We start from the raw sequence: 20262 nt of genomic DNA, 5'->3' as shown, positions 1-20262 counted from the left end.
CGCAAAACATTCGTAAAATGCCGCAATCCTGTACTTAGCAACAGCCGGATTTATCGTTACACTGCGCGCCCTTTTCGGGCTGTCGCAGGATCTTGCGGCAGTAGCGCCGCCCCTGCCAGAGTGGGGCTTCGCGGTCGGCCTCAACCCCAGGGCACGACCAGTTTTTGTCCTCAGCACAGAGGAACAAAAGTGGCCAAGAAAGCTTCTTCCTTTTCCGCCCTCGGCGGTCTCGTTTACTCCACCGACGCTGGTCGGCACTGCCCCGACTGTGGCCAGCCGGTGGATGCCTGCAGCTGCAAGCAGCAAATCATCCCCGAAGGCGACGGCATTGCCCGTGTGCGCCGTGAGAGCAAAGGCCGTGGTGGCAAGACCGTGACTACCGTCACCGGTGTGCCCCTTCCGCCCGACCAGCTCAAAGACCTGGCGACCACGCTCAAGCGCCGCTGCGGTACTGGCGGCGCACTGAAGGACGGGGTTATCGAGATCCAGGGCGACCATGTCGAGCTGTTGATCGGCGAGCTGACCAAACAGGGTTTCAAGGCGAAAAAGTCCGGCGGCTGAGGCCATCGCACAATTTTTTGCCCAGCGCTTTCTAAACTCGTTCCTGTGGTCAGGGTCTATGCCTGAGCACGGATGAATCGTCATTTACAGCTTTTACACTCGCTCCGCTGCCTGCGGGGCAGTGTCTTCGACTTATCTATAGGGGACTTGAATGTCCGTACGACGCACACGCAAAGACGATGGTAGCCAGTGGACCGTGGCCGACAGCCGCAGTGTTTATGGCATCCGCCATTGGGGCGCTGGTTATTTCGCCATCAATGAAGCCGGGCGCGTCGAAGTGCGCCCCAACGGCCCCGACAGCGCGCCGATCGACCTGTACGAGCAGGTTGACGAATTGCGCCAGAGCGGCCTGTCGCTGCCCTTGCTGGTGCGCTTCCCCGACATTCTGCAGGACCGCGTACGCCAGCTGACCGGTGCGTTCGATGCCAATATCGCGCGCCTGGAGTACCAGAGCCAGTACACCGCGCTGTACCCGATCAAGGTCAACCAGCAGGAAGCGGTGGTGGAAAACATCATCGCCACGCAAAACGTCTCGATTGGCCTGGAAGCCGGCTCCAAGCCCGAGCTGCTGGCCGTGCTGGCGCTGGCGCCGAAGGGCGGTACCATCGTCTGCAACGGTTACAAGGACCGTGAGTTCATTCGCCTGGCGCTGATGGGCCAGAAGCTTGGCCACAACGTGTTCATCGTCATCGAGAAAGAGTCGGAAGTGGCTCTGGTGATCGACGAGGCCGCCGAGCTCAAGGTGAAGCCGCAGGTCGGCCTGCGCGTGCGCCTGTCGTCGCTGGCGTCCAGCAAATGGGCCGACACCGGTGGTGAGAAGTCCAAGTTCGGGTTGTCTGCTGCCCAGCTGATCTCGGTGGTACAGCGCTTCCGCGATGCCGGCCTGGACCAGGGCATCCGCCTGCTGCACTTCCACATGGGCTCGCAGATCGCCAACCTGGCCGACTACCAGCACGGTTTCAAGGAAGCCATCCGTTACTACGGCGAACTGCGTGCGCTGGGCCTGCCGGTCGACCACATCGACGTCGGCGGCGGCCTGGGCGTGGACTACGACGGCACCCACTCGCGCAATGCCAGCTCGATCAACTACGACATGGACGACTACGCCGGCGTGGTGGTGGGCATGCTCAAGGAGTTCTGCGACGCGCAGGGCCTGCCGCACCCGCACATCTTCTCCGAGAGTGGCCGCTCGCTGACCGCGCACCACGCCATGCTGGTGATCCAGGTCACCGACGTCGAGAAGCACAACGACGACGTGCCGACCATCGAGAACAAGGAAGCCCTGCCCGAGACGGTGCAGTGGCTGGCCGACCTGCTTGGCCCGACCGACATCGAGATGGTGACCGAGACTTACTGGCGCGCCACCCACTACATGGGTGACGTGGCCGCGCAGTATGCCGATGGCAAGATCAGCCTGAGCGAGAAGGCCTTGGCCGAGCAGTGCTACTTTGCCGTGTGCCGCCGCCTGCATAACTCGCTGAAAGCCCGCCAGCGCTCGCACCGCCAGGTGCTGGACGAGCTGAACGACAAGCTGGCCGACAAGTACATCTGCAACTTCTCGGTGTTCCAGAGCCTGCCGGATACCTGGGCCATTGGCCAGGTGCTGCCAATCATCCCGCTGCACCGCCTGGACGAAGAGCCGCTGCGCCGCGCCGTACTGCAGGACCTGACCTGCGACTCGGATGGCAAGATCAACCAGTACGTCGACGAGCAGAGCATCGAAACCAGCATGCCGGTGCATGCGCTGAAGGATGGCGAGGACTATCTGCTGGGCGTGTTCCTGGTCGGTGCCTACCAGGAAATCCTGGGTGACATGCACAACCTGTTCGGTGACACCGACTCGGTGAACATCTACCAGAACGCCGACGGCAGCGTGTACCACGCCGGCATCGAGACCCACGACACCATCGAAGACATGCTGCGCTATGTACACCTGTCGCCGGAGGAGTTGATGACCCATTACCGCGACAAGGTCGCCAGCGCCAAGATCACTGCGCGCGAGCGCACGCAGTACCTGGATGCGTTGCGCCTTGGGCTGACCCGGTCTTCGTACCTGTCGTCGTAATTGCCGGGGCCGCTCCTGCAAAAGCCTGTGCTGCCTTTTGTGGGAGCGGCCTTGTGTCGCGATGGGCCGCAAAGCGGCCCCGACATCACTGAATCCACTCACCCCTCTGCTGCAACCGCCACCCTACCCACCCCAGCGTCACCGCCCGCAACCCCATGAACCCGAGAAACGCCAACCACAATCCATGGTTGCCGAACCCGCTCATGGCCACCGCCACCGGCAGTGCAATCAGCACCGACACCAACATCGCATTGCGCATCTCCCGCGCCCGGGTCGCTCCTATGAACAGGCCGTCCAGCAGGTAACTCCACACTGCAATCAACGGCAGCAGCGCCAAATAGGGCAAATATGGGTAGGCCGCCGCCCGCACACTGTCGATGTCGGTCTGCAAGTCGATGAACAGGTGCCCACCCAGCAGGAACAACCCGGCAAAGCCCAGGCTGGTGATCAGCGACCAGCCGCAGGCGACCACCAGCGAGCGGCGCAGGGTGTCGCGGTCGCGGGCACCAATGGCATGGCCACACAGGGCCTCCACCGCATGCGCCAAGCCATCGAGGGCATAGGCAGTCAGCAACAGGCCGTTGAGCAGCAGGGCATTGGCCGCCACCGTGGACTCGCCCAGGCGTGCGCCTTGCACGGTAATCAGCAGAAACACCAGTTGTAGCGCCAGGCTACGCAGAAAAATATCGCGGTTCACCGCCAGCAGCGGGCGCCAGGCCTGCCAGCCTTTGAGCGCCGCCCACGCCACTTGCCCCGGGTAGGCCCGCAGGGCCGGGCGGGTCAGGGCCAGGCCCAGCAGGGCGGCACTCCACTCGGCAATCACCGACGCCCGCGCCGAACCCAGTACACCCCAATCCAGCCCCAGGACGAACCACAGGTTCAGGACGATGTTCAACAGGTTGGTGGTCAGCAGGATGGCCAACGGTGCCCGAGCGTTCTGGGTGCCCAGAAACCAGCCCACCAGCGCGTAGCTGGCCAGTGCTGCGGGCAGACCCAGCAGGCGGGTGTGAAAGAAGTCTTCGGTGGACTGCTGCAAGGCTGTGCTGGGTTGCATGGCATGAAGTGCAAGCTGGCTGAACGGCAGGGCCAGCAGGCCGATCACAACGGCGAAACCGACTGCCAGCAGCAGCCCTTGCACCAGCACCTGGCGCAACGCCGCGCCGTCGCCACGGCCGGCGGCCTGGGCGGCGAAGCCGGTGGACCCCATGCGCAGGAAGCCCATCAGGCCGACCATGAAGGTGAACAGCGTGGCGCCCACCGCCACCGCACCCAGCTGATGGGCGTGGGGCAGGTGGCCGATGACCGTGCTGTCGACCAGCGCCACCAGCGGCACGGAGATATTGGACAGGATCATCGGCGCGGCCAGCGCCCAAACCTTGTTGTGGGTGGGACGGTGGCGCCAGTCGGCAGAGAGTTGGGGCATTTGCATTCCATGAGAGTTGGGGCCGCTGCGCGCCCCTTCGCGGGCTTGCCCGCTCCCACAGGAAAGTGTTGCTCTTGCGCCGGCGCCAAACCTGTGGGAGCGGGCAAGCCCGCGAAGGGGCGCGAAGCGGCCCCCTTTAACCAATGCCACAGTGTAACGGCCAGGCAACCATTTAGCGCGACCATGGTCTCACTTGCCGCGCAACGCCCGGGTGCTGCACCTGACGTTGAGCTATAGTTGCTGCCCTCACGAACACGCTGCCTAAGAGTTCCTACTCCATGTTCAACAAAGGATTGTTGCTGGCCTGCGCGCTGGCTTTGCTCAGTGCCTGTGACTCTTCGACGCCGGACAAACCGGCGCCGGTCGAGAAACCCGTAGCTACAGCACCCGCCGAAACCCAGGCGCCCAAGCGCGAAGACCCGGCTGTGCTCGCCAAGCGCTACGAAGGCCGCGAGCTTTCGGTGCTGGATGTTTCGGAAGTGCAGCTCGATGGCGCAGCAACGCTGTCGATCAGCTTCTCAGCACCGCTGGATGCCAAGCAGGACTTCGCCACCAAGGTGCACCTGGTAGACACCGTCAAGGGTAAGCTCGATGGCGCCTGGGAACTCTCCGACAACCAGATGGAGCTGCGCCTGCGCCATCTGGAGCCGCAGCGCAAGCTGGTGCTGACCGTCGACAAGGGCCTGCTCGCGGTCAACGGCAAGCAACTGGACAATGAGTCGGTCTCCCAGCTGGAAACCCGCGACATGCAACCGACCATCGGCTTTGCCAGCCGCGGTTCGTTGTTGCCCACGCGCCTGGCCGAAGGCCTGCCGGTGATTGCCCTGAACGTCGACAAGGTCGATGTCGAGTTCTTCCGGGTGAAGCCGGAAATGCTCTCGACCTTCTTGGCCAGCTGGGGGCGCAACAGCAGCCTGTACTACTACCAGTCCAAGGAAACCCTGGACATGGCCGAGCTGGTCTACAGCGGCCGATTCGACCTCAACCCCGCCCGCAACACCCGCGAAACCGTGCTGCTGCCCATCGCCGGCATCAAGCCGCTGCAGGACCCGGGCGTGTACCTGGCGGTGATGCGTGCCTCGGGCACCTATGACTACTCGCAGCCAGCGACCCTGTTCACCCTCAGCGACATCGGCGTGTCGGCGCACCGGTACCGGGACCGCATTGACGTGTTCGCCCAAGCGCTGGAAGGCGGCAAGGCGCTGAACGGCGTCAACCTCGAAATCCATGACGAGAAGGGCAAGTTGCTCGCCCAGGCCAGCACAGATGGCAAGGGCCACGCCCAGCTGCCGATCACGCCCAAAGCCGACACCCTGATCGCTACCCAAGGTGTGCACACCACCTTGCTGCGCCTGAACACCGCCGCCCTGGACCTGGCCGAATTCGACATCACCGGGCCCCAGGCCAACCCGTTGCAGTTTTTCATCTTCGGCCCGCGTGACTTGTATCGCCCAGGTGAAACCGTGCTGCTCAACGGCCTGCTGCGCGACCAGGACGGCAAGCCCGTCAAAGCCCAGCCGGTGAGCGTGGAAGTGCGTCGCCCGGATGAACAGGTGAGCCGCAAGTTCGTCTGGGAAGCCGACAGCAATGGCTTGTACCAATACCAGTTGCAACTGGCTACCGAGGCCCCGACTGGCCGCTGGCAACTGCTGCTCGACCTGGGCGGCGGGCGCAAGCAGGTGTATGAATTTTTGGTCGAAGACTTCCTGCCCGAGCGCCTGGCGCTGGAGCTGAAGGGCAGCAGCACGCCGCTGTCGCCGGAGGAGGATGCGCGCATCCAGGTCAATGGCCGTTACCTCTATGGCGCCCCGGCTGCCGGTAATCGCCTGAGTGGCCAGGCCTATGTGCGTCCACTTCGCGAGGCGGTGCCTGCGCTGCCGGGCTACCAGTTTGGCTCGGTCACCGAAACCGAGCTGAACCAGGACCTGGAGCTGGACGAAGTTACCCTCGACCAGGTTGGCAAGGCGGTGGTCGATATCGAAAGCCGCTGGGCCGAAGCGCGCTCGCCGCTGCAACTGACCGTGCAGGCCAGCCTGCAGGAGTCCGGTGGCCGGCCGATTACCCGGCGCCTGGAGCAACCGATCTGGCCAGCCGAGCGCCTGCCGGGCCTGCGTGGCCTGTTCGATGGTGAGGAAACCGATAGCGACGGGCCGGTGGAATTCGAGTTCTTGGTAGCCGACCGCGATGGCAACAAACTGGCGGCCAACGACCTCAAGGTGCGGTTGATCCGCGAGCGCCGTGACTACTACTGGAACTACTCGCAGAGCGACGGCTGGAGCTACGCCTACAACGAGAAATTCCTGACCCAGAACGAAGAGACAGTCAGCGTCAAGGCGGGCTCCACTGCCAAGCTGAGCTTCCAGGTTGAATGGGGCCCGTACCGCGTCGAGGTGGAAGACCCGCAGACCGGCCTGGTGTCCAGCGAGCGCTTCTGGGCCGGTTACCGCGCCCAGGACAACGCCGAAGGCGGTGCCGTGCGCCCCGACCAGGTCAAGCTGGCGCTGGACAAACCGTCCTACGCCGACGGCGCCACGGCCAAGGTTACCGTCACCCCGCCTGCCGCTGGCAGCGGCTACCTGATGATCGAGTCCAGCGATGGCCCGCTGTGGTGGCAGGAAATCGAAGTGCCCGCCGAGGGCAAGACCTTCGATGTGCAACTGGACAAAGCCTGGGCACGCCACGACCTGTACATTAGCGCGCTGGTGATCCGCCCGGGTGAGCGCAAGGCCAACGCCACGCCCAAACGTTCGGTAGGCGTGCTGCACCTGCCGCTGGACCGCGCCGAGCGCAAGTTGGCGGTGAGCCTGCAGGCGCCGGAAAAAATGCGCCCGAAACAGCCGCTGACCGTGAAGGTGAAGGCCGCCAATGCTGATGGCAGCGTGCCCAAGCAGGTGCATGTGCTGTTGTCGGCGGTGGATGTGGGCATCCTCGACATTACCGATTTCAAAACCCCCGACCCGTTTGCCAGCCTGTTCGGGCGCAAGGCCTATGGCGCCGACCAACTGGACATCTACGGCCAGCTGATCGAAGCCGGGCAGGGCCGCCTTGCCAGCCTGGCGTTTGGTGGCGATGCGGCGATGGCCAAAGGCGGCAAGCGCCCTAACACCACGGTCACCATCGTTGCCCAGCAGAGCCTGCCGGTGACGCTGGACGACAAGGGTGAGGGCCAGGCCACGGTCGATATCCCCGACTTCAACGGCGAGCTGCGCTTGATGGCCCAGGCATGGACCGAAGAGCACTTCGGCATGGCCGAAGGCAAGACGGTGGTCGCCGCACCGCTGATTGCCGAGCTTTCGGCCCCGCGCTTCCTGGCCGGCGGCGACCGCACCAGCCTGGCACTGGACCTGGCCAACCTGTCGGGCCGCGCCCAGCAACTGAACGTTGAAATCACCACCGAAGGGCAACTGAGCCTTGCCACCAATGCCATGCAGACCGTCGCCCTGGCCGAGGGGCAGCGTTCGACCCTGATGATTCCTGTGCAGGCTCAGGGTGGTTTGGGGCAGGGCAAGGTGCATGTGCGTGTCACAGGCCTGCAACTGCCGAACGAGCCGACCACCGCGTTCGAACGTGAGTGGACGCTGGGCGTGCGCCCGGCCTACCCGGCAATGCTCAAGCACTACCGCGTGGCCTTGAAGGACCAGCCATGGACCCTGCCCGAAGCAGACCTGGCCGCGTTCGAACCCGCAGGCCTGGAGGCCAGCCTGGCCTTGTCGAGCCGGCCGCCGTTGAACCTGGCCGAGCAGATCCGTGCGCTGGAGGCTTACCCTTACGGTTGCCTGGAGCAAACCACCAGCGGCTTGTATCCGTCGCTGTACGCCGATGCCGACAGCCTCAAGCGCCTGGGCATCAAGGGCGAGCCGGCGGATGTGCGCAAGCGCAAGATTGAAATGGGTATCGAGCACCTGCTGGGCATGCAGCGCTACAACGGCAGCTTTGGCCTGTGGAGTTCGGACAGCGAAGAGGAGTACTGGCTGACCGCCTACGTTACCGACTTCCTCTTGCGTGCCCGTGACCAGGGTTATGGCGTGCCGGCCGAAGCGTTGAAGAAGGCCAGCGAGCGCCTGTTGCGCTACCTGCAGGAGCGCAACCTGATCGAAGTCGATTACAGCGAAAACGCTGACCACACCCGCTTTGCCGTGCAGGCTTACGCGGCGCTGGTGTTGTCGCGCAGCCAGCAGGCGCCGTTGGGCGCGCTGCGTGGCCTGTTCGAGCGCCGCGCCGATGCCCGCTCCGGCCTGCCGTTGGTACAACTGGCGGTGGCGCTGGACAAGATGGGCGACAAACCGCGCGCCGAGCAAGCCTTGCAGGCGGGCCTGGGCATCAGCCGTGGCAAAGGCTGGATGGCCGATTACGGCAGCGCCCTGCGTGACCAGGCGCTGATATTGGCATTGCTGCAGGAGAGCAACCTGGCCAGCAGCCAGGTCGACCAGCGCCTGTTCGCCTTGTCGGATGAACTGGCGGCCAACCGCTGGCTGTCGACCCAGGAGCGCAATGCACTGTTCCTGGCCGGCCGTGGCCTGCTGGGCAAGCCGGAAGGCAAGTGGCAGGCACGCCTGGACAGTGCGGGCGAGGTCCGCGAGTTCAACAACGCCGAAGCCGGCATGAAGCTGGAAGGCCCGTTGCTGGCCTCGCCACTGAGCGTACAGAACGAAGGCAGCGAGACGCTGTACCAGCAACTGACCTTGTCCGGTTACCCACGCCAGGCACCTGCGGCCGGCGGCAACGGTATGCAGATTCGTCGTGAGTACCTGGGCATGAACGGACAGCCGCTGGACCTGCACAACCTGCGCAGTGGCGACCTGGTATTGGTGCACCTGGCGCTCAAGGCCGAAGACCGTGTGCCGGATGCGCTGGTGGTAGACCTGCTACCGGCCGGCCTGGAGCTGGAAAACCAGAACCTGGCGCAAAGTGCCGCCAGCCTGGACAACGCCAGTAGCGCCGTGAAGGAATGGCGCGAGTCGATGCAGAACGCCAGCGTGGTGCACCAGGAGTACCGTGATGACCGTTATGTTGCCGCGCTCAAGCTCGACAGCTATGGCACCACCCACCTGCTGTACCTGGCGCGGGCGGTGACCCCTGGCACTTACCGCGTGCCGCCGCCGCAGGTCGAGTCGATGTACCGGCCAAACCTGCAGGCCGTGGGGGATGGGCAAGGTGAAATGACCGTAAAAGCCCGCTAAAGACCCGCTCTACACGGACCATGTGGGAGCGGCCTTGCGTCGCGAAAGGGCCGCAAAGCGGCCCCGGCAATTAAAGCGGCGAAGCTGCAATCCTGGGGCTGCTGTGCAGCCCTTTCGCGACGCAAGGCCGCTCCCACAAAAACCGCGCAGATCAGCTGAGTAATTCAGTGAATCACCCAGCTCATCACCCACAACCCCAGCACCAGCCAGATGATCCCGAGGATGATCGAGGCGCGCATGAACGCGCGGATTGCCGAGTACAGCAGCATCAGGCCGATGATCACGGCCAGGATGCTGATCAGCGAGGTGTCCGTGCCCAGGGTGCGCGCCAGGCCGTCGATGAAATTACCACCGGCATTGGCCAGCAGGTTGAACAGCCCGCTCAATGCGTCGACGATGAAGCGGATCACAGACCCCAGTGCCTGGCCCAGCCACTCGAAAAAACCTTCTACATGCATAGTTGCTTCCTGATGAACGAATTGGCGAGGTTGCCGTTCCCAAGCCTTTGGCCATTGCCTGGCCAGGTCGGTTCCCGATGCCAAGCTTAGCGCGTGCGGGCAGGCTGTTGCGCGCCACGCTGATTGGCCTGCTGGTGCTATGCGGCCTGTTGTGGCTGGCCGACCGCCTGTGGCCGCTGCCGCTGCCGGGCGACGACCTGGCGCGGGTGGTGCTGGCCGAAGACGGTACACCCTTGTGGCGCTTTGCCGATGCCGAGGGGGTATGGCGCTACCCGGTCAGCCCGGACCAGGTTTCGCCGTTGTACCTGCAGGCCTTGCTGACGTACGAGGACCGCTGGTTCTACCGCCACCCCGGGGTCAACCCGTTGGCCTTGGCACGTGCGGCCTGGCTGAACCTGCGGGGTGGGCGCGTGGTGTCGGGCGGCAGCACGCTGTCGATGCAGGTGGCACGGTTGCTAGACCCGCATGACCGCACCCTGGCCGGCAAACTGCGCCAGCTGTGGCGTACAGTGCAGCTGGAGTGGCACCTGTCCAAACGCGAGATCCTGCAGATCTACCTGGACCGCGCGCCCTTCGGTGGCACCTTGCAGGGTGTGGCCGCAGCCAGCTGGGCGTACCTGGGTAAGTCGCCCATGCACCTGACCCCGGCCGAGGCCGCGCTACTGGCGGTGCTGCCCCAGGCACCCAGCCGGCTGCGCCCGGATCGCCACCCAGAGCGTGCCCAACGCGCGCGCGACAAGGTGCTGCAGCGCCTGGCCGAATACCAGGTGTGGCCTGCGCAGCAAATCCGCGAGGCAGCCGAAGAGCCGCTGGTGCTGGCACCACGCCAGGAGCCAGCCTTGGCGCCCTTGCTCGCCCGGCGCCTGAACAGCGCCGACAGCCCGCCGCTGATCCGCACCACGCTGGATGCAGCGTTGCAGCGGCGCCTTGAAGACTTGTTGCTGGGCTGGCGCGCGCGGCTGCCGGAGCGCACCTCTGCCGCCATCCTGGTGGTCGAGGCACAGACCATGGCGGTGCGCGCCTACCTGGGTTCGATCGAGCTGGCCGACGAGCGCCGCTTCGGGCACGTCGACATGGTGCGCTCGCTACGCTCGCCCGGCTCCACCCTCAAACCGTTCCTTTACGGCATGGCGCTGGACGATGGCCTGATCCATTCCGAATCGTTGTTGCAGGATGTGCCGCGCCGCTATGGCGACTACCGCCCCGGCAACTTCTCCATGGGCTTCAGTGGGCCGGTGTCGGCCAGCTCGGCGCTGGCCCTGTCACTCAACCTGCCGGCCGTGCAGTTGCTGGAGGCCTACGGCCCGAAACGCTTTGCCGCGCAACTGCGCATGGCGGGCATGCCACTGGCATTGCCGCCCTTGGCCGAACCCAACCTGTCGCTGATCCTGGGCGGTGCCGGCAGCCGGCTGGAAGACCTGGTGGGTGGCTACGCGGCGCTGGCGCGGGGTGGCAACAGTGCGCGGGTGCGCTTGCAGCCGCAGGACCCGCTGGTGGAGCGCCGGCTGCTGTCACCAGGGGCGGCGTGGATCATCCGGCGCATCCTCAGTGGCCAGGCGCGCCCCGACCGCGACCCGCATGCCGAACTGGTACAGCGCCCGCAACTGGCCTGGAAGACGGGCACCAGCTATGGCTTTCGCGATGCCTGGTCGATTGGCGTGGGCCCGCGCTACCTGATCGGCGTGTGGATCGGTCGCCCCGATGGCACGCCGGTGCCCGGCCAGTTTGGCCTGGCTTCGGCGGCGCCGTTGATGCTGCAGGTGCACGACCTGCTGAGCAACCGCGACAGCCAGCGTGGCATCAGCGTGCCGGTGGAGCGGGTGCCGGCGAATGTCGGTGTGGCGGCGATCTGTTGGCCGCTGGGCCAGCCGATGAGCAAACAGGACCCCAACTGCCGGCGCCAGCGTTTTGCCTGGACCCTGGACGGCACCACGCCGCCGACGCTGCAAGCCGCCGATCAGCCCCTGGGTCTGGGCTTGCGCGAAAGTGTGTGGGTCAACGACCAGGGGCTGCGAGTGGATGGCAGTTGCCCAAGCGCCAAGGCCCGCGACATTGCCTTGTGGCCGGCCCCGCTGGAGCCTTGGCTGCCCCGCGTGGAGCGGCGCGCGGCGCGGCTGCCGGCCATCGACCCGGCCTGCCCACCGCAGGTGCCGGCCAGCGCTCCGCCGCTGTCGATAGTGGGCGTGCGACCGGGTGACAACCTGCGCCGCCCGGCGACCAGCAGCGAGCCGTTGCAGCTGCATGTATCGGCCCTGGGCGGTGGCGGGCGGCGCTGGTGGTTCCTCAATGGCCAGCCGTTGGGCGAAACCCTGGGGCAGGACAGCCTGCTGGTGCGCTTACCGCAGGCCGGGCAGGCCGAGGTCAGTGCGCTGGACGAAAGCGGCGAGACCGCGCGAGTGGCGTTCCAGGTCAGCGAGTAGGCGTTCGACGGCAGCCGGGCCAGCACCTACGCTTGCAAGTGACGGGTGTGACCGGCTGGTGCCCCGCAACCCAAGGGAACATGGAGCGCCCTATGCGTCCTCTGGCCGTGCCCCTGTTGTTGCTGCCTTGGGTGTTTTTGGCCCAGGCCGAGTCGTTGCCGGGTTTTCTCGACAGCCATGAGTACGAACGGCGCCTGCCCGACACCAACCTGCCGGTAGACACCTATCGGCCCGCCAGCCCCAATGTGCGAATGCCCCGGCCAAACGCCGAAAGCCAGGCCTGGGCACCTGCTGATACGCGCATGGTGCTGCACAAGGTGCGTTTCGAAGGCGGTACGGTGTTCCCCTTGAGCGACTTGCGCGAGCACTACCAGCCGTTGATCGGGCACAGCATTACATTAGGCGAGCTGCAGCAGTACACCGAGCGCCTGACCGAGCGCTACCGGCAGGACGGTTACCTGCTTTCCTACGCCTACCTGCCACCTCAGGATGTGGCCGAAGGCCGGGTGAATGTGGTGCTGGTCGAAGGTTACATCCGGGATTACCGCGTGGAGGGCGACATCGGCCCGGCGGGTGGCTATTTGCAGCAGCTGCTGACGCAACTGGAAGCCGAACGCCCGCTGACACGTGAAACCCTGGAGCGCTACCTGGGGCTCGCCGAACGCCTGCCGGGTGTGTCGATTGAGGCTGAGCTGGCGATGGCGCAAACCGCTGACGGTGCCACCCGCTTGACCGTGCATGCGCAGCGCAAGCCGTTCAGCGCCGCTGTTACCCTGGCCGATTCCAGTCGCGACGATGCGCAGGCACTGCTGACGGTCACCAGCAATGCCCAGACCCGCTTTGCCGAACGGTTCAAGGCCAGCCTGCTGCTGCCTCCGGGGGATGACCAGGTGCATTACCAGCGGCTGGACTACAGCCAGTACCTGGACGCTGCCGGCAGCCAGTTGCTGCTGTCGGCTTCGCGCTACCGCAGTGATCCGGGCACGCGCACACGCCTGGATGATGGCCGTGACATGACCCGCGAGCGGGACAGTGAACGCTATGCAGTGGGCCTGCGTCAGCCAGTGGTTGTAAGGCCGAACGAATGGATGGCCGTGCAGGGGCACCTGTATGCGGTCAGCGAGCACGTCGAAGACCAACTGGACGGGGTGCCTTCACTACGGGACTACGACACTTCCGTGCGCGCGCTGTCCTTCGAGGGCGACTGGCGCAAAGTGGAAGGTGGCCGCCTGCGTATTGTCAGTGCCGGGGTTTACCAGGGGCTGGATTACCTGGGCGCGCGTAGCGATGCTGACTACGATCTGGATTTCCTGCGGTTGCGGCTTTCCGGACTGCAGAGTGACACGCTGGCTGGCAACTGGCAGGGGGTGGCGTCGGGCGCGTTGTACTGGAGTGATGACCGGCTGCCCGACAGCGAGCGGGCGGGCTTTGGTGGGCAGCATTTTGGCCGTGGCTACCCGCGTGATCAGGCGGACGGGGACAAGGGATGGGGTGTGGCTTACGAACTGAACTACAGCCTGCGAGGTAACGGGCTGGCACTGGTTCAGCCCTATGCGGCAGTGGATGTGGCGCAGGCCTGGCATAACCGGGGGCCGGTGGACGATGCCCACCTGGCTTCGGCGGCACTTGGCGTACGGTTGGGGGATGGGCGCTACTTCAACGTTGCGCTGGAGGTGGCGAAGCCTTTGGCGGATGTGGCGTTGGATAGCCTGGACCGTGGCCCCCGGCTAATCCTGAGTTTGGGTTTTCAAATGTAGGGGGCTGCAAAGCAGCCCCGGCAATCTCCAGGCAAACCCCTCAATGGGTAGTAAACCTCAGATGCACCGGCGACGAGCTGGGCGTCAGCGCCAATGCCAGCTGGGTACGGTTGTGCATGTGGGTCAAACGCAACACTTGCGACACATACAGCTTGACGGTGTTTTCGGTAATGCCCAGCTCACAGGCGATCTGGTAATTGGTCTTGCCCTTGCTCACCAGCCGCGCCACTTCCAGTTGGCGTGGGGACAGCTTCTCGAAGGCAGCTGGCAGCTCGCTTTCGCTCTCTTCCACATCGGTGGCACGGCGGTGGGTACCTTGGCCACGGGCTTTTTCCAGGTCCTGGTACAGTTCGTCCACCGAATCGGCCAGGTCCTGCAAGCGCTGGTTCAACCCGCCCAGGGCGCGGAAGTTGCGCTGGCGTTCTTGCAGGGCCTGTTCCTGGCGGCGCACGCCCTCCAGCAGTTCGTCGAGGTTCATGGGCTTCTGGTAATAATCGGCAAACCCTTCGCGCAGGGCGCGGATCACGTCCTGTTTGTCCGCACGCCCGGTCAGCATGATGGCTTCAAACATACGTGGCCCGGTGACTTCCTTGAGGGCGCGAACCAGTTCGATGCCATCACGCTCAGGCATGTGCAGGTCGCAGATGATCAGGCCGATGGCCTCGTCGGCCAGGTAGCGCTGGATGGCTTCGTCGGCCGAATGGGCTGGCAGGCAGTGGTAGCCCTGGGTTTCGAGAAATTCACACAACTGTTCGACGATGACTGGTTGGTCATCGACCACCAATAGCTTCATTTCACTGAATGGTCTGGACACGATCAACTCCCTGTTCGTATGCGGCCCTGCTCCCGTGCCAGACACGCTGGCAGCTTAAAAATAGTCGCACTTTCTGGATATGTACAAGTTATAAGTTATGTACAACTCATAGGACCACAGGAAGGATTATTGGATCCATACCGCCGTTAGAAGAAAACCTGCTAACACGTAGGGTACGAATGCCTGTTTCTCGCCCATTTCATCGGTCAGAGCCTGCAAACGCTTCTTCACCTTGGGGTTGAGCAGGGTCCACAGGCGCCGACGGGTGAGCAGCCACACCAGCACACTGACACCGGCGCCAATGAAGGTGCCGAGCACGTATTGCGGGCTGGTGGCCAGGGCCAGTGCGCCCATCAGCTTGACGTCGTCGGCACCGAAGCGGCCGAGCATGTAGCCGGGCAGTGTAAGCAGCATGACGATGGCCAGTGCCCAGCCGGCATCACTGGCATCGGCGCCGATCCAGCTGTGGCCGGTGGCGAACAGCCAGAACAGGGCGCCGGCAGCCACGCCCAGGGTCAGCAGATCGGATATCTGGCGTTGACGCACATCCTGTTCGGAGCACAAGGCAAGCCACAGCAGGAGAACAATGCTTTGCATTGGCAGGTCGCCTTTCCCAAATGTTGAACACATCTACCCGGTCAGTCAGGTTTCCTTAAGTGAAGATAGACAAGAACCTGCGCACGAGTGGCGCTGGAAAGGCAAAAAGGCGGTGTCGAAATGGATTTTGTCGCTCCTGACACCGCTCAGGTGGGTGCTACTGCCTTGCTCAACATTCAAAGGTGGCACGGTCACTGTGGGAGCGGGCGCGCCCGCGAACACGGGCGAAGCCCGTGCCATGCACCGCGGTGTCTGCTTCGCGGGCATGCCCGCTCCCACAGGGGGGGGCGGTGCATGCAAAAGCCGCATTACAACCTTATTTCTTGCTACCCGGCGGGTAGTTGGCCAGCACCTTGGTCACGGTATTGTGGATGGCGCTGTTGCGTTCTTCCGGGCTTGGCGGGTAGTTGTTCATGATCTGCTCGGCACTGCCTCGCCACACCAGCTTGCCGTCACGCCCGTCGAACATATCAACCTGAATGGTGGCGACCTTGTAGTCGACACTGCGGGTTTCGTTATACATCGGGCCGCCCCAGTAGCCGCCCCAGTAGCCACCCCAACCACCGCCATAGTTGGTGGTGATCTGTTGCTGGCGCTGTTCCACGATCAGGTAGGTGCGCACCGTCAGGTCAGGCCGCGCGCCGCCTTGTACCGGGCGCAGGCCGCGCTGGTCGAGCTGGTCTGCCACTGCCTGGCGAATCCGCTGCTCGGTGAGGTCACTCTTGATCCGCGGGTCATCCGGGCGGTACTGCAGGCCCGGCTCTTGCCACGCCCAGCTGCGATAGGCGGCAAAATCACGGCTGGCATCAAAATCCTGTTGCACGTTATTGCTGGAGCAGGCGGCAAGCAGTAGCGCGAATGACAGTAGAACGAGACGGCGCAACATGATGGTTCTCCGTTAGCTATTAACTGGGAGGATAGCCGCTGAGCGCCTTGTGCACAGAATCGCGCAGGGCGCTTTCGCGTTCACGCGGCGAGTTCTTGTCGCTGCCGCTTTCGGCGCTGGCGCTCCACACCGGCTGGCCGCTGCGGGCGTCGTACAGGTCGATGCGCACCACCATCACTTCGACCTCGTAGGTGCGCACGATGGGCACGCTGGCATAGCCCCCGTAGCCATGGCGATAGCCGCCATAACCGACACCACCGTAGGGATAGGGGCCGTAGTAGGGGTCGTAGGTGTCGTAGTCACGCACTTGGCGCAAGCGTTTTTCCAGACGCATGTCGGCGCTGACCAGCAAATCGCCGGAAGCCCCCCGGGCAGGGCGTAGGCCATGCTGGTCGAGTGCGCCGCTGACGGCATCGGCCAGTTGCGCCGGGTCGGCATTGGCCGAGCCGCTGGGCAACTGGCCGTTGCGCCAGCTCCAGCTGCGGTAGTGCCCGTAATCACGGGCGGGCGCGGGGTAGGCACTGGCGTCGAAGGTGGTGGCCGCCTGAGCGGGGGCCGGTGGCAGCGGGCGGCTGCTGGCCACATACGGGTTGCTGCCCTGGCAGGCAGCCAAGGCAAGCGGCAGCAGGGCCAGGCACAACAAACGGTACGGCATGTATTCCTCCCGGCAGGCGAGTCAACGGGGGCGGCAGACCCAGTGCAGGTAGCGGCCAAGCCCGGCGAAGCCGGGGTGGCGGCGGTAGGCCAGTTCCATTTCCAGCAGGTCGAGCAGCTCGGCCTTGGCTTGGAACTCTTTGGGCATGTAATCGTGGAACACCCGCACCCCACTCTCGGTTTCAACCTGCCACATAGGATCAAGTTGCGCCTTGAGCTCGCGTGGATCAAGCGGTTTCTGTGGGGTCAGGCTCTGCTTTTCACCTTCCAGCCGGTTGCTGCGCAATTTGCGGAAATGGCCCTTGAGCAGGTTGCGATAGACCAGCGCGTCGCGGTTGTAGAAGGCCAGTGACAGCCACCCGGAAGGGGCCGTGAGCTGGTGCAGCACGGGCAGGATGCTTTCGGGCTCTGCCAGCCATTCGAGCACGGCATGGCACAGCACCAGGTCATAGGGCTCGGTCAGTTGGCCGAGCAGGTCTTGCCAGGGTGCCTGGATGAACGTGGCGGTCTGGCCGGCCTCGGCAAAGCGCGCCCGGGCGCCTTCGAGCATGGGGGCGGCAGGCTCGGCCAAGGTCAGATGGTGGCCACGCTGGGCCAGCCACAAGGCCATGTGCCCCAGCCCGGCGCCGATGTCGAGGATGCGCAGCGGGCGATCGGGCAGCGCCTCGGCCAGGTCGGCCTGCAGTACGGCCAGGCGGATCGCGCCCTTGGCGCCGCCGTAGATCTTCTCGGCAAAGCGGGTGGCCAGCTCATCGAAGTGACGGTCGTTCATCGGGCGAAGCGCCTCTCGCTGTCGGCCAGCTTGGCCCGCACCACCTGGTCCATGTCCAGGCCCAGCTCGCTGCACAGCAGCAGCAGGTAGAGCACCACATCACCGACTTCCTGGCCGGCGTGGGCGAGTTTGTCGGCAGGTAGCTGGCGCGATTGGTCTTCGCTTAGCCACTGGAAGATTTCCACCAGCTCGGCCATTTCGACGCTGGCGGCCATGGCCAGGTTCTTCGGGCTGTGGAAGCCGCGCCAGTCATTGTTGTCGCGAATCTGGTGCAGGCGTTGGGTGAGTTCTTGCAGGTTCATCGGGGGTCTCCTAATGCTGCATAGCTTCGGCCCAGGCCCGATGCAAAGCAAGCGTATACCGGCTCTACAGCGGAGCCCAGCGCCCGACCATATGCAGCACCCCGCCATGCCCATCCAGCCGCAACGCACCCTCAGGCCCCGCCTCACTGGCACTGAGTACCACCTCTGACGGCAACCGCACCGGTTTGCGGAAATCCACTTCAAAGGCGTAGCCGCTGTGCGGCAGGTGCCCACGCAGTGCCGCCAGGGCCATGGCCTTGCTCCACATGCCATGGGCAATGGCCGTGGGGAAGCCGAACAGCCGCGCGCTGGTGGCACTGAGGTGGATAGGGTTGTAGTCCCCGCACACCTTGGCATAACGCCGGCCGATATCACTGTCGGCGTACCAGCGGGTGGCCTCGGGCAATGGCTCCGGTTCATCGTCGGCGGGCTCGCCTGCCTGGCCCTCCAGCTTCAGCCCGCGCACCAGCATGCGGCTGGTCTCCCGCCAGAGCAGGCCAATCCCGTCGTCTGCCTCGGTAACCAGGTCGAAGGTGCCGCCCTTGGCATGTGCCTGAAGGTTTTGCGCATACACCGCAAAGCGCAGCCCTTCGATACCACCAAGCGGGCGCAGCACCTCGATGCGGTTGTGCAGGTGCACCAGGCCGAGCAGCGGGAAAGGGAAGTTTGGGGCGGTCATCAACTGCAGCTGCAGCGTGAACGCCATGACGTGGGGATAAGTGCCTGGCAGGCGGCCATCGTCGGTAAAGTGGCAAAGCCGTCTATAGGCTGCCAGGTTGCCCGGCTTAACCGGGATGAAGCAGCGCAGGCCATCGTCCGGCAAGCGGTCACCGCTGATGCTGCGCTTGCTGGCTGCACGCAGGTACAGGCTGGCGCGGGCAGCCGGGCTTTGCAGGTCGTGCCAGTTTCTGCTCATGTTCACGCTCCCATCAAGGCCTGGCCGCACACACGCAGCACCTGGCCGTTGACTGCCCCGGAGCCTGGCTGGCTGAGCCAGGCGATGGCCTCGGCGACGTCCTGCGGGCGGCCGCCCTGGCCCAGCGAGCTCAAGCGCCGCCCGGCCTCGCGCAGGCCCATGGGCATGGCCGCGGTCATGTGGGTTTCGATGAACCCGGGGGCGACAGCGTTGATGCTGCCGCCGTGTTCGGCGAGCCGGGGCGCCCAGGCCTGGGCCAGGCCGATCAGCCCGGCCTTGCTCGCGGCGTAGTTGGCCTGCCCGCGGTTGCCGGCGATGCCGCTGACCGAGGCCAGCAGGGTGATGCGCGCGTTTTCGCCCAGTGCGCCGTTGTCGTACAGCGCCTGGGTCAGTACTTGCGGTGCCTTGAGGTTGACCGCCATGACCGCGTCCCAGTATTCCGGGGTCATGTTGGCCAAGGTCTTGTCGCGGGTGATGCCGGCGTTATGCACCACGATGTCGATGCCGTCGGGCAGGGCTGCTAGCAGTTGCGTTGCCGCATCGCTGGCACAGATATCCAGTGGCAGCGCTTTGCCACCCAAGCGTGCGGCGAGGGCGTCGAGGTCCTGGCTGGCCTGTGGCACATCCAGCAGCAGCACATCGGCGCCGTCCCGCGCCAGGGTTTCGGCAATGGCGGCGCCGATGCCGCGGGCCGCACCCGTGACCAGGGCGCGGCGGCCAGCCAGCGGGCGGGTCCAGTCGCCTACCTGATTGGCGCAGGCTTCCAGGCGCAGCACCTGGCCGGAAATGAACGCACTCTTGGGCGAGAGGAAGAAACGCAAGGCGCCTTCCAGCTCGTCTTCGGCGCCGGGCGCGACATACAGCAGTTGGGCGGTCGCGCCATTGAGCAGTTCTTTGGCCAGGGAGCGGCTGAAGCCTTCAAGGGCCCGTTGGGCAACGCTGGCCAACGGGTCGTCGAGGCTTTCCGGCGCGCGCCCCAGCACCACGACATGGGCGCTCGGGGCCAGGCTGCGCAGCAGTGGCTGGAAAAATTCGCGCAACTGCTTCAGCGCATCGCTGTCGGACAGATGACTGGCATCGAACACCACGGCTTTGATTTTCGGCCCCAAGCCGGCCACCCAGGCTTCGGCCTGCAGGTGGTCGGCATTGAAGCTGTAAAGCGCGTCGGTCAGGCGCGGGGCGATGGCTTCGACCTGGCCTGCCAGCGGCCCGCCACCCAGTACCAGGGCCCCTTCGACCGGGCGCAGGCGGCCGGCTTCCCAGCGCTCCAGCGGCGCCGGGCGTGGCAGGCCGAGGGCATCCACGAGGCGGCGGCCGAGGTTGGAGTTGGCAAAACCGAGGTAGCGATCGCTCATGAGTGGGTCTCCGCAAAAGGCAAGCTTGAAAGTGTGGACCAACTTTGTGGCAAGGTCGTTCGAATGCGGTAAAAACACCTAGGCTGTACGGATCAAATTGTT

The 20262-nt window shown here is 64.8% G+C and carries 15 protein-coding genes; 5 read left to right on the top strand and 10 right to left on the bottom strand.

Going from position 1 to position 20262, the window contains the following annotated elements; all coding sequences use genetic code 11:
* Window positions 1-189: 189 nt before the first annotated feature.
* Together SB765_RS24335 and speA are read left to right on the top strand one after the other, a co-directional pair.
* The gene (locus SB765_RS24335) at window positions 190-561 is read left to right on the top strand and encodes a translation initiation factor Sui1 (RefSeq protein WP_016497861.1); all 372 of its coding nucleotides are present in this window, start codon (window positions 190-192) and stop codon (window positions 559-561) included.
* Between the two features lie 151 nt (window positions 562-712).
* Window positions 713-2626, top strand: coding sequence for an arginine decarboxylase (speA, locus tag SB765_RS24330; protein ID WP_016497862.1), 1914 nt, complete (start codon window positions 713-715; stop codon window positions 2624-2626).
* Between the two features lie 85 nt (window positions 2627-2711).
* Here the strand turns inward: speA and SB765_RS24325 are convergent, their stop codons facing one another.
* Window positions 2712-4049 carry an MATE family efflux transporter gene (locus SB765_RS24325; RefSeq protein WP_341797469.1) on the bottom strand — a complete coding sequence of 446 codons (1338 nt, stop codon included), beginning with the start codon at window positions 4047-4049 and terminating at the stop codon, window positions 2712-2714.
* Window positions 4050-4327: 278 nt separating this feature from the next.
* Here SB765_RS24325 and SB765_RS24320 point away from each other — a divergent pair, with 278 nt between their 5' ends.
* Entirely contained in the window at window positions 4328-9229 is a 4902-nt protein-coding gene (locus SB765_RS24320; protein WP_410932063.1) for an alpha-2-macroglobulin family protein, read from the top strand.
* 164 nt (window positions 9230-9393) lie between these two features.
* Here the strand turns inward: SB765_RS24320 and SB765_RS24315 are convergent, their stop codons facing one another.
* The gene (locus SB765_RS24315) at window positions 9394-9687 is read right to left on the bottom strand and encodes a hypothetical protein (protein ID WP_016497866.1); all 294 of its coding nucleotides are present in this window, start codon (window positions 9685-9687) and stop codon (window positions 9394-9396) included.
* 77 nt (window positions 9688-9764) lie between these two features.
* On the opposite strand from SB765_RS24315, the gene pbpC reads away from it, so the two are divergent.
* A complete protein-coding gene (pbpC, locus tag SB765_RS24310) occupies window positions 9765-12107 on the top strand; it encodes a peptidoglycan glycosyltransferase PbpC (RefSeq protein ID WP_410912443.1) in 2343 nt (780 codons plus the stop codon).
* Between the two features lie 92 nt (window positions 12108-12199).
* Complete coding sequence (locus SB765_RS24305; RefSeq protein WP_410932062.1) at window positions 12200-13864, top strand: ShlB/FhaC/HecB family hemolysin secretion/activation protein; 1665 nt, start codon at window positions 12200-12202, stop codon at window positions 13862-13864.
* A 40-nt stretch (window positions 13865-13904) separates the two neighbouring features.
* On the opposite strand, the gene SB765_RS24300 is transcribed toward SB765_RS24305, so the two are convergent.
* The 8 genes from SB765_RS24300 to SB765_RS24265 all read right to left on the bottom strand — a co-directional run bounded on the left by SB765_RS24300 (window position 13905) and on the right by SB765_RS24265 (window position 20160).
* The gene (locus tag SB765_RS24300) at window positions 13905-14678 is read right to left on the bottom strand and encodes a response regulator (protein ID WP_410932061.1); all 774 of its coding nucleotides are present in this window, start codon (window positions 14676-14678) and stop codon (window positions 13905-13907) included.
* Between the two features lie 126 nt (window positions 14679-14804).
* The gene (locus SB765_RS24295) at window positions 14805-15275 is read right to left on the bottom strand and encodes an A24 family peptidase (protein ID WP_341797475.1); all 471 of its coding nucleotides are present in this window, start codon (window positions 15273-15275) and stop codon (window positions 14805-14807) included.
* Window positions 15276-15591: 316 nt separating this feature from the next.
* Window positions 15592-16161, bottom strand: coding sequence for a DUF4136 domain-containing protein (locus SB765_RS24290; protein ID WP_284356735.1), 570 nt, complete (start codon window positions 16159-16161; stop codon window positions 15592-15594).
* 19 nt (window positions 16162-16180) lie between these two features.
* Window positions 16181-16816, bottom strand: coding sequence for a DUF4136 domain-containing protein (locus SB765_RS24285; RefSeq protein WP_341797477.1), 636 nt, complete (start codon window positions 16814-16816; stop codon window positions 16181-16183).
* A gap of 21 nt (window positions 16817-16837) precedes the next feature.
* A complete protein-coding gene (locus tag SB765_RS24280; RefSeq protein ID WP_258654998.1) occupies window positions 16838-17587 on the bottom strand; it encodes a methyltransferase domain-containing protein in 750 nt (249 codons plus the stop codon).
* Window positions 17584-17889 carry a MazG-like family protein gene (locus tag SB765_RS24275; protein ID WP_019470373.1) on the bottom strand — a complete coding sequence of 102 codons (306 nt, stop codon included), beginning with the start codon at window positions 17887-17889 and terminating at the stop codon, window positions 17584-17586. Before SB765_RS24275 ends, SB765_RS24280 begins: the two co-directional genes overlap by 4 nt.
* Before the next feature lie 64 nt (window positions 17890-17953).
* Window positions 17954-18805, bottom strand: a complete 852-nt coding sequence (locus tag SB765_RS24270) for a MaoC family dehydratase (RefSeq protein WP_341797478.1) — start codon at window positions 18803-18805, stop codon at window positions 17954-17956.
* Window positions 18806-18807: 2 nt separating this feature from the next.
* Complete coding sequence (locus tag SB765_RS24265; RefSeq protein WP_341797479.1) at window positions 18808-20160, bottom strand: 3-oxoacyl-ACP reductase; 1353 nt, start codon at window positions 20158-20160, stop codon at window positions 18808-18810.
* Window positions 20161-20262: the final 102 nt, after the last annotated feature.

Source organism: Pseudomonas sp. SIMBA_067 (assembly GCF_046534675.1).
In the GTDB taxonomy this organism is placed as follows: Bacteria; Pseudomonadota; Gammaproteobacteria; order Pseudomonadales; family Pseudomonadaceae; genus Aquipseudomonas; species Aquipseudomonas putida.
This window is presented reverse-complemented; position numbering and strand designations above follow the sequence as displayed.

What these genes read in the sequence shown, in the direction of transcription:
- SB765_RS24270 (WP_341797478.1), bottom strand. Translation starts at nt 18,805, where the DNA reads ATGAGCAGAAACTGGCACGACCTGCAAAGCCCGGCTGCCCGCGCCAGC.
- SB765_RS24305 (WP_410932062.1), top strand. Translation starts at nt 12,200, where the DNA reads ATGCGTCCTCTGGCCGTGCCCCTGTTGTTGCTGCCTTGGGTGTTTTTG.
- SB765_RS24320 (WP_410932063.1), top strand. Translation starts at nt 4,328, where the DNA reads ATGTTCAACAAAGGATTGTTGCTGGCCTGCGCGCTGGCTTTGCTCAGT.
- SB765_RS24265 (WP_341797479.1), bottom strand. Translation starts at nt 20,160, where the DNA reads ATGAGCGATCGCTACCTCGGTTTTGCCAACTCCAACCTCGGCCGCCGC.
- SB765_RS24280 (WP_258654998.1), bottom strand. Translation starts at nt 17,587, where the DNA reads ATGAACGACCGTCACTTCGATGAGCTGGCCACCCGCTTTGCCGAGAAG.
- SB765_RS24315 (WP_016497866.1), bottom strand. Translation starts at nt 9,687, where the DNA reads ATGCATGTAGAAGGTTTTTTCGAGTGGCTGGGCCAGGCACTGGGGTCT.
- SB765_RS24285 (WP_341797477.1), bottom strand. Translation starts at nt 16,816, where the DNA reads ATGCCGTACCGTTTGTTGTGCCTGGCCCTGCTGCCGCTTGCCTTGGCT.
- speA (WP_016497862.1), top strand. Translation starts at nt 713, where the DNA reads ATGTCCGTACGACGCACACGCAAAGACGATGGTAGCCAGTGGACCGTG.
- SB765_RS24325 (WP_341797469.1), bottom strand. Translation starts at nt 4,049, where the DNA reads ATGCCCCAACTCTCTGCCGACTGGCGCCACCGTCCCACCCACAACAAG.
- SB765_RS24290 (WP_284356735.1), bottom strand. Translation starts at nt 16,161, where the DNA reads ATGTTGCGCCGTCTCGTTCTACTGTCATTCGCGCTACTGCTTGCCGCC.
- SB765_RS24295 (WP_341797475.1), bottom strand. Translation starts at nt 15,275, where the DNA reads ATGCAAAGCATTGTTCTCCTGCTGTGGCTTGCCTTGTGCTCCGAACAG.
- pbpC (WP_410912443.1), top strand. Translation starts at nt 9,765, where the DNA reads ATGCCAAGCTTAGCGCGTGCGGGCAGGCTGTTGCGCGCCACGCTGATT.
- SB765_RS24275 (WP_019470373.1), bottom strand. Translation starts at nt 17,889, where the DNA reads ATGAACCTGCAAGAACTCACCCAACGCCTGCACCAGATTCGCGACAAC.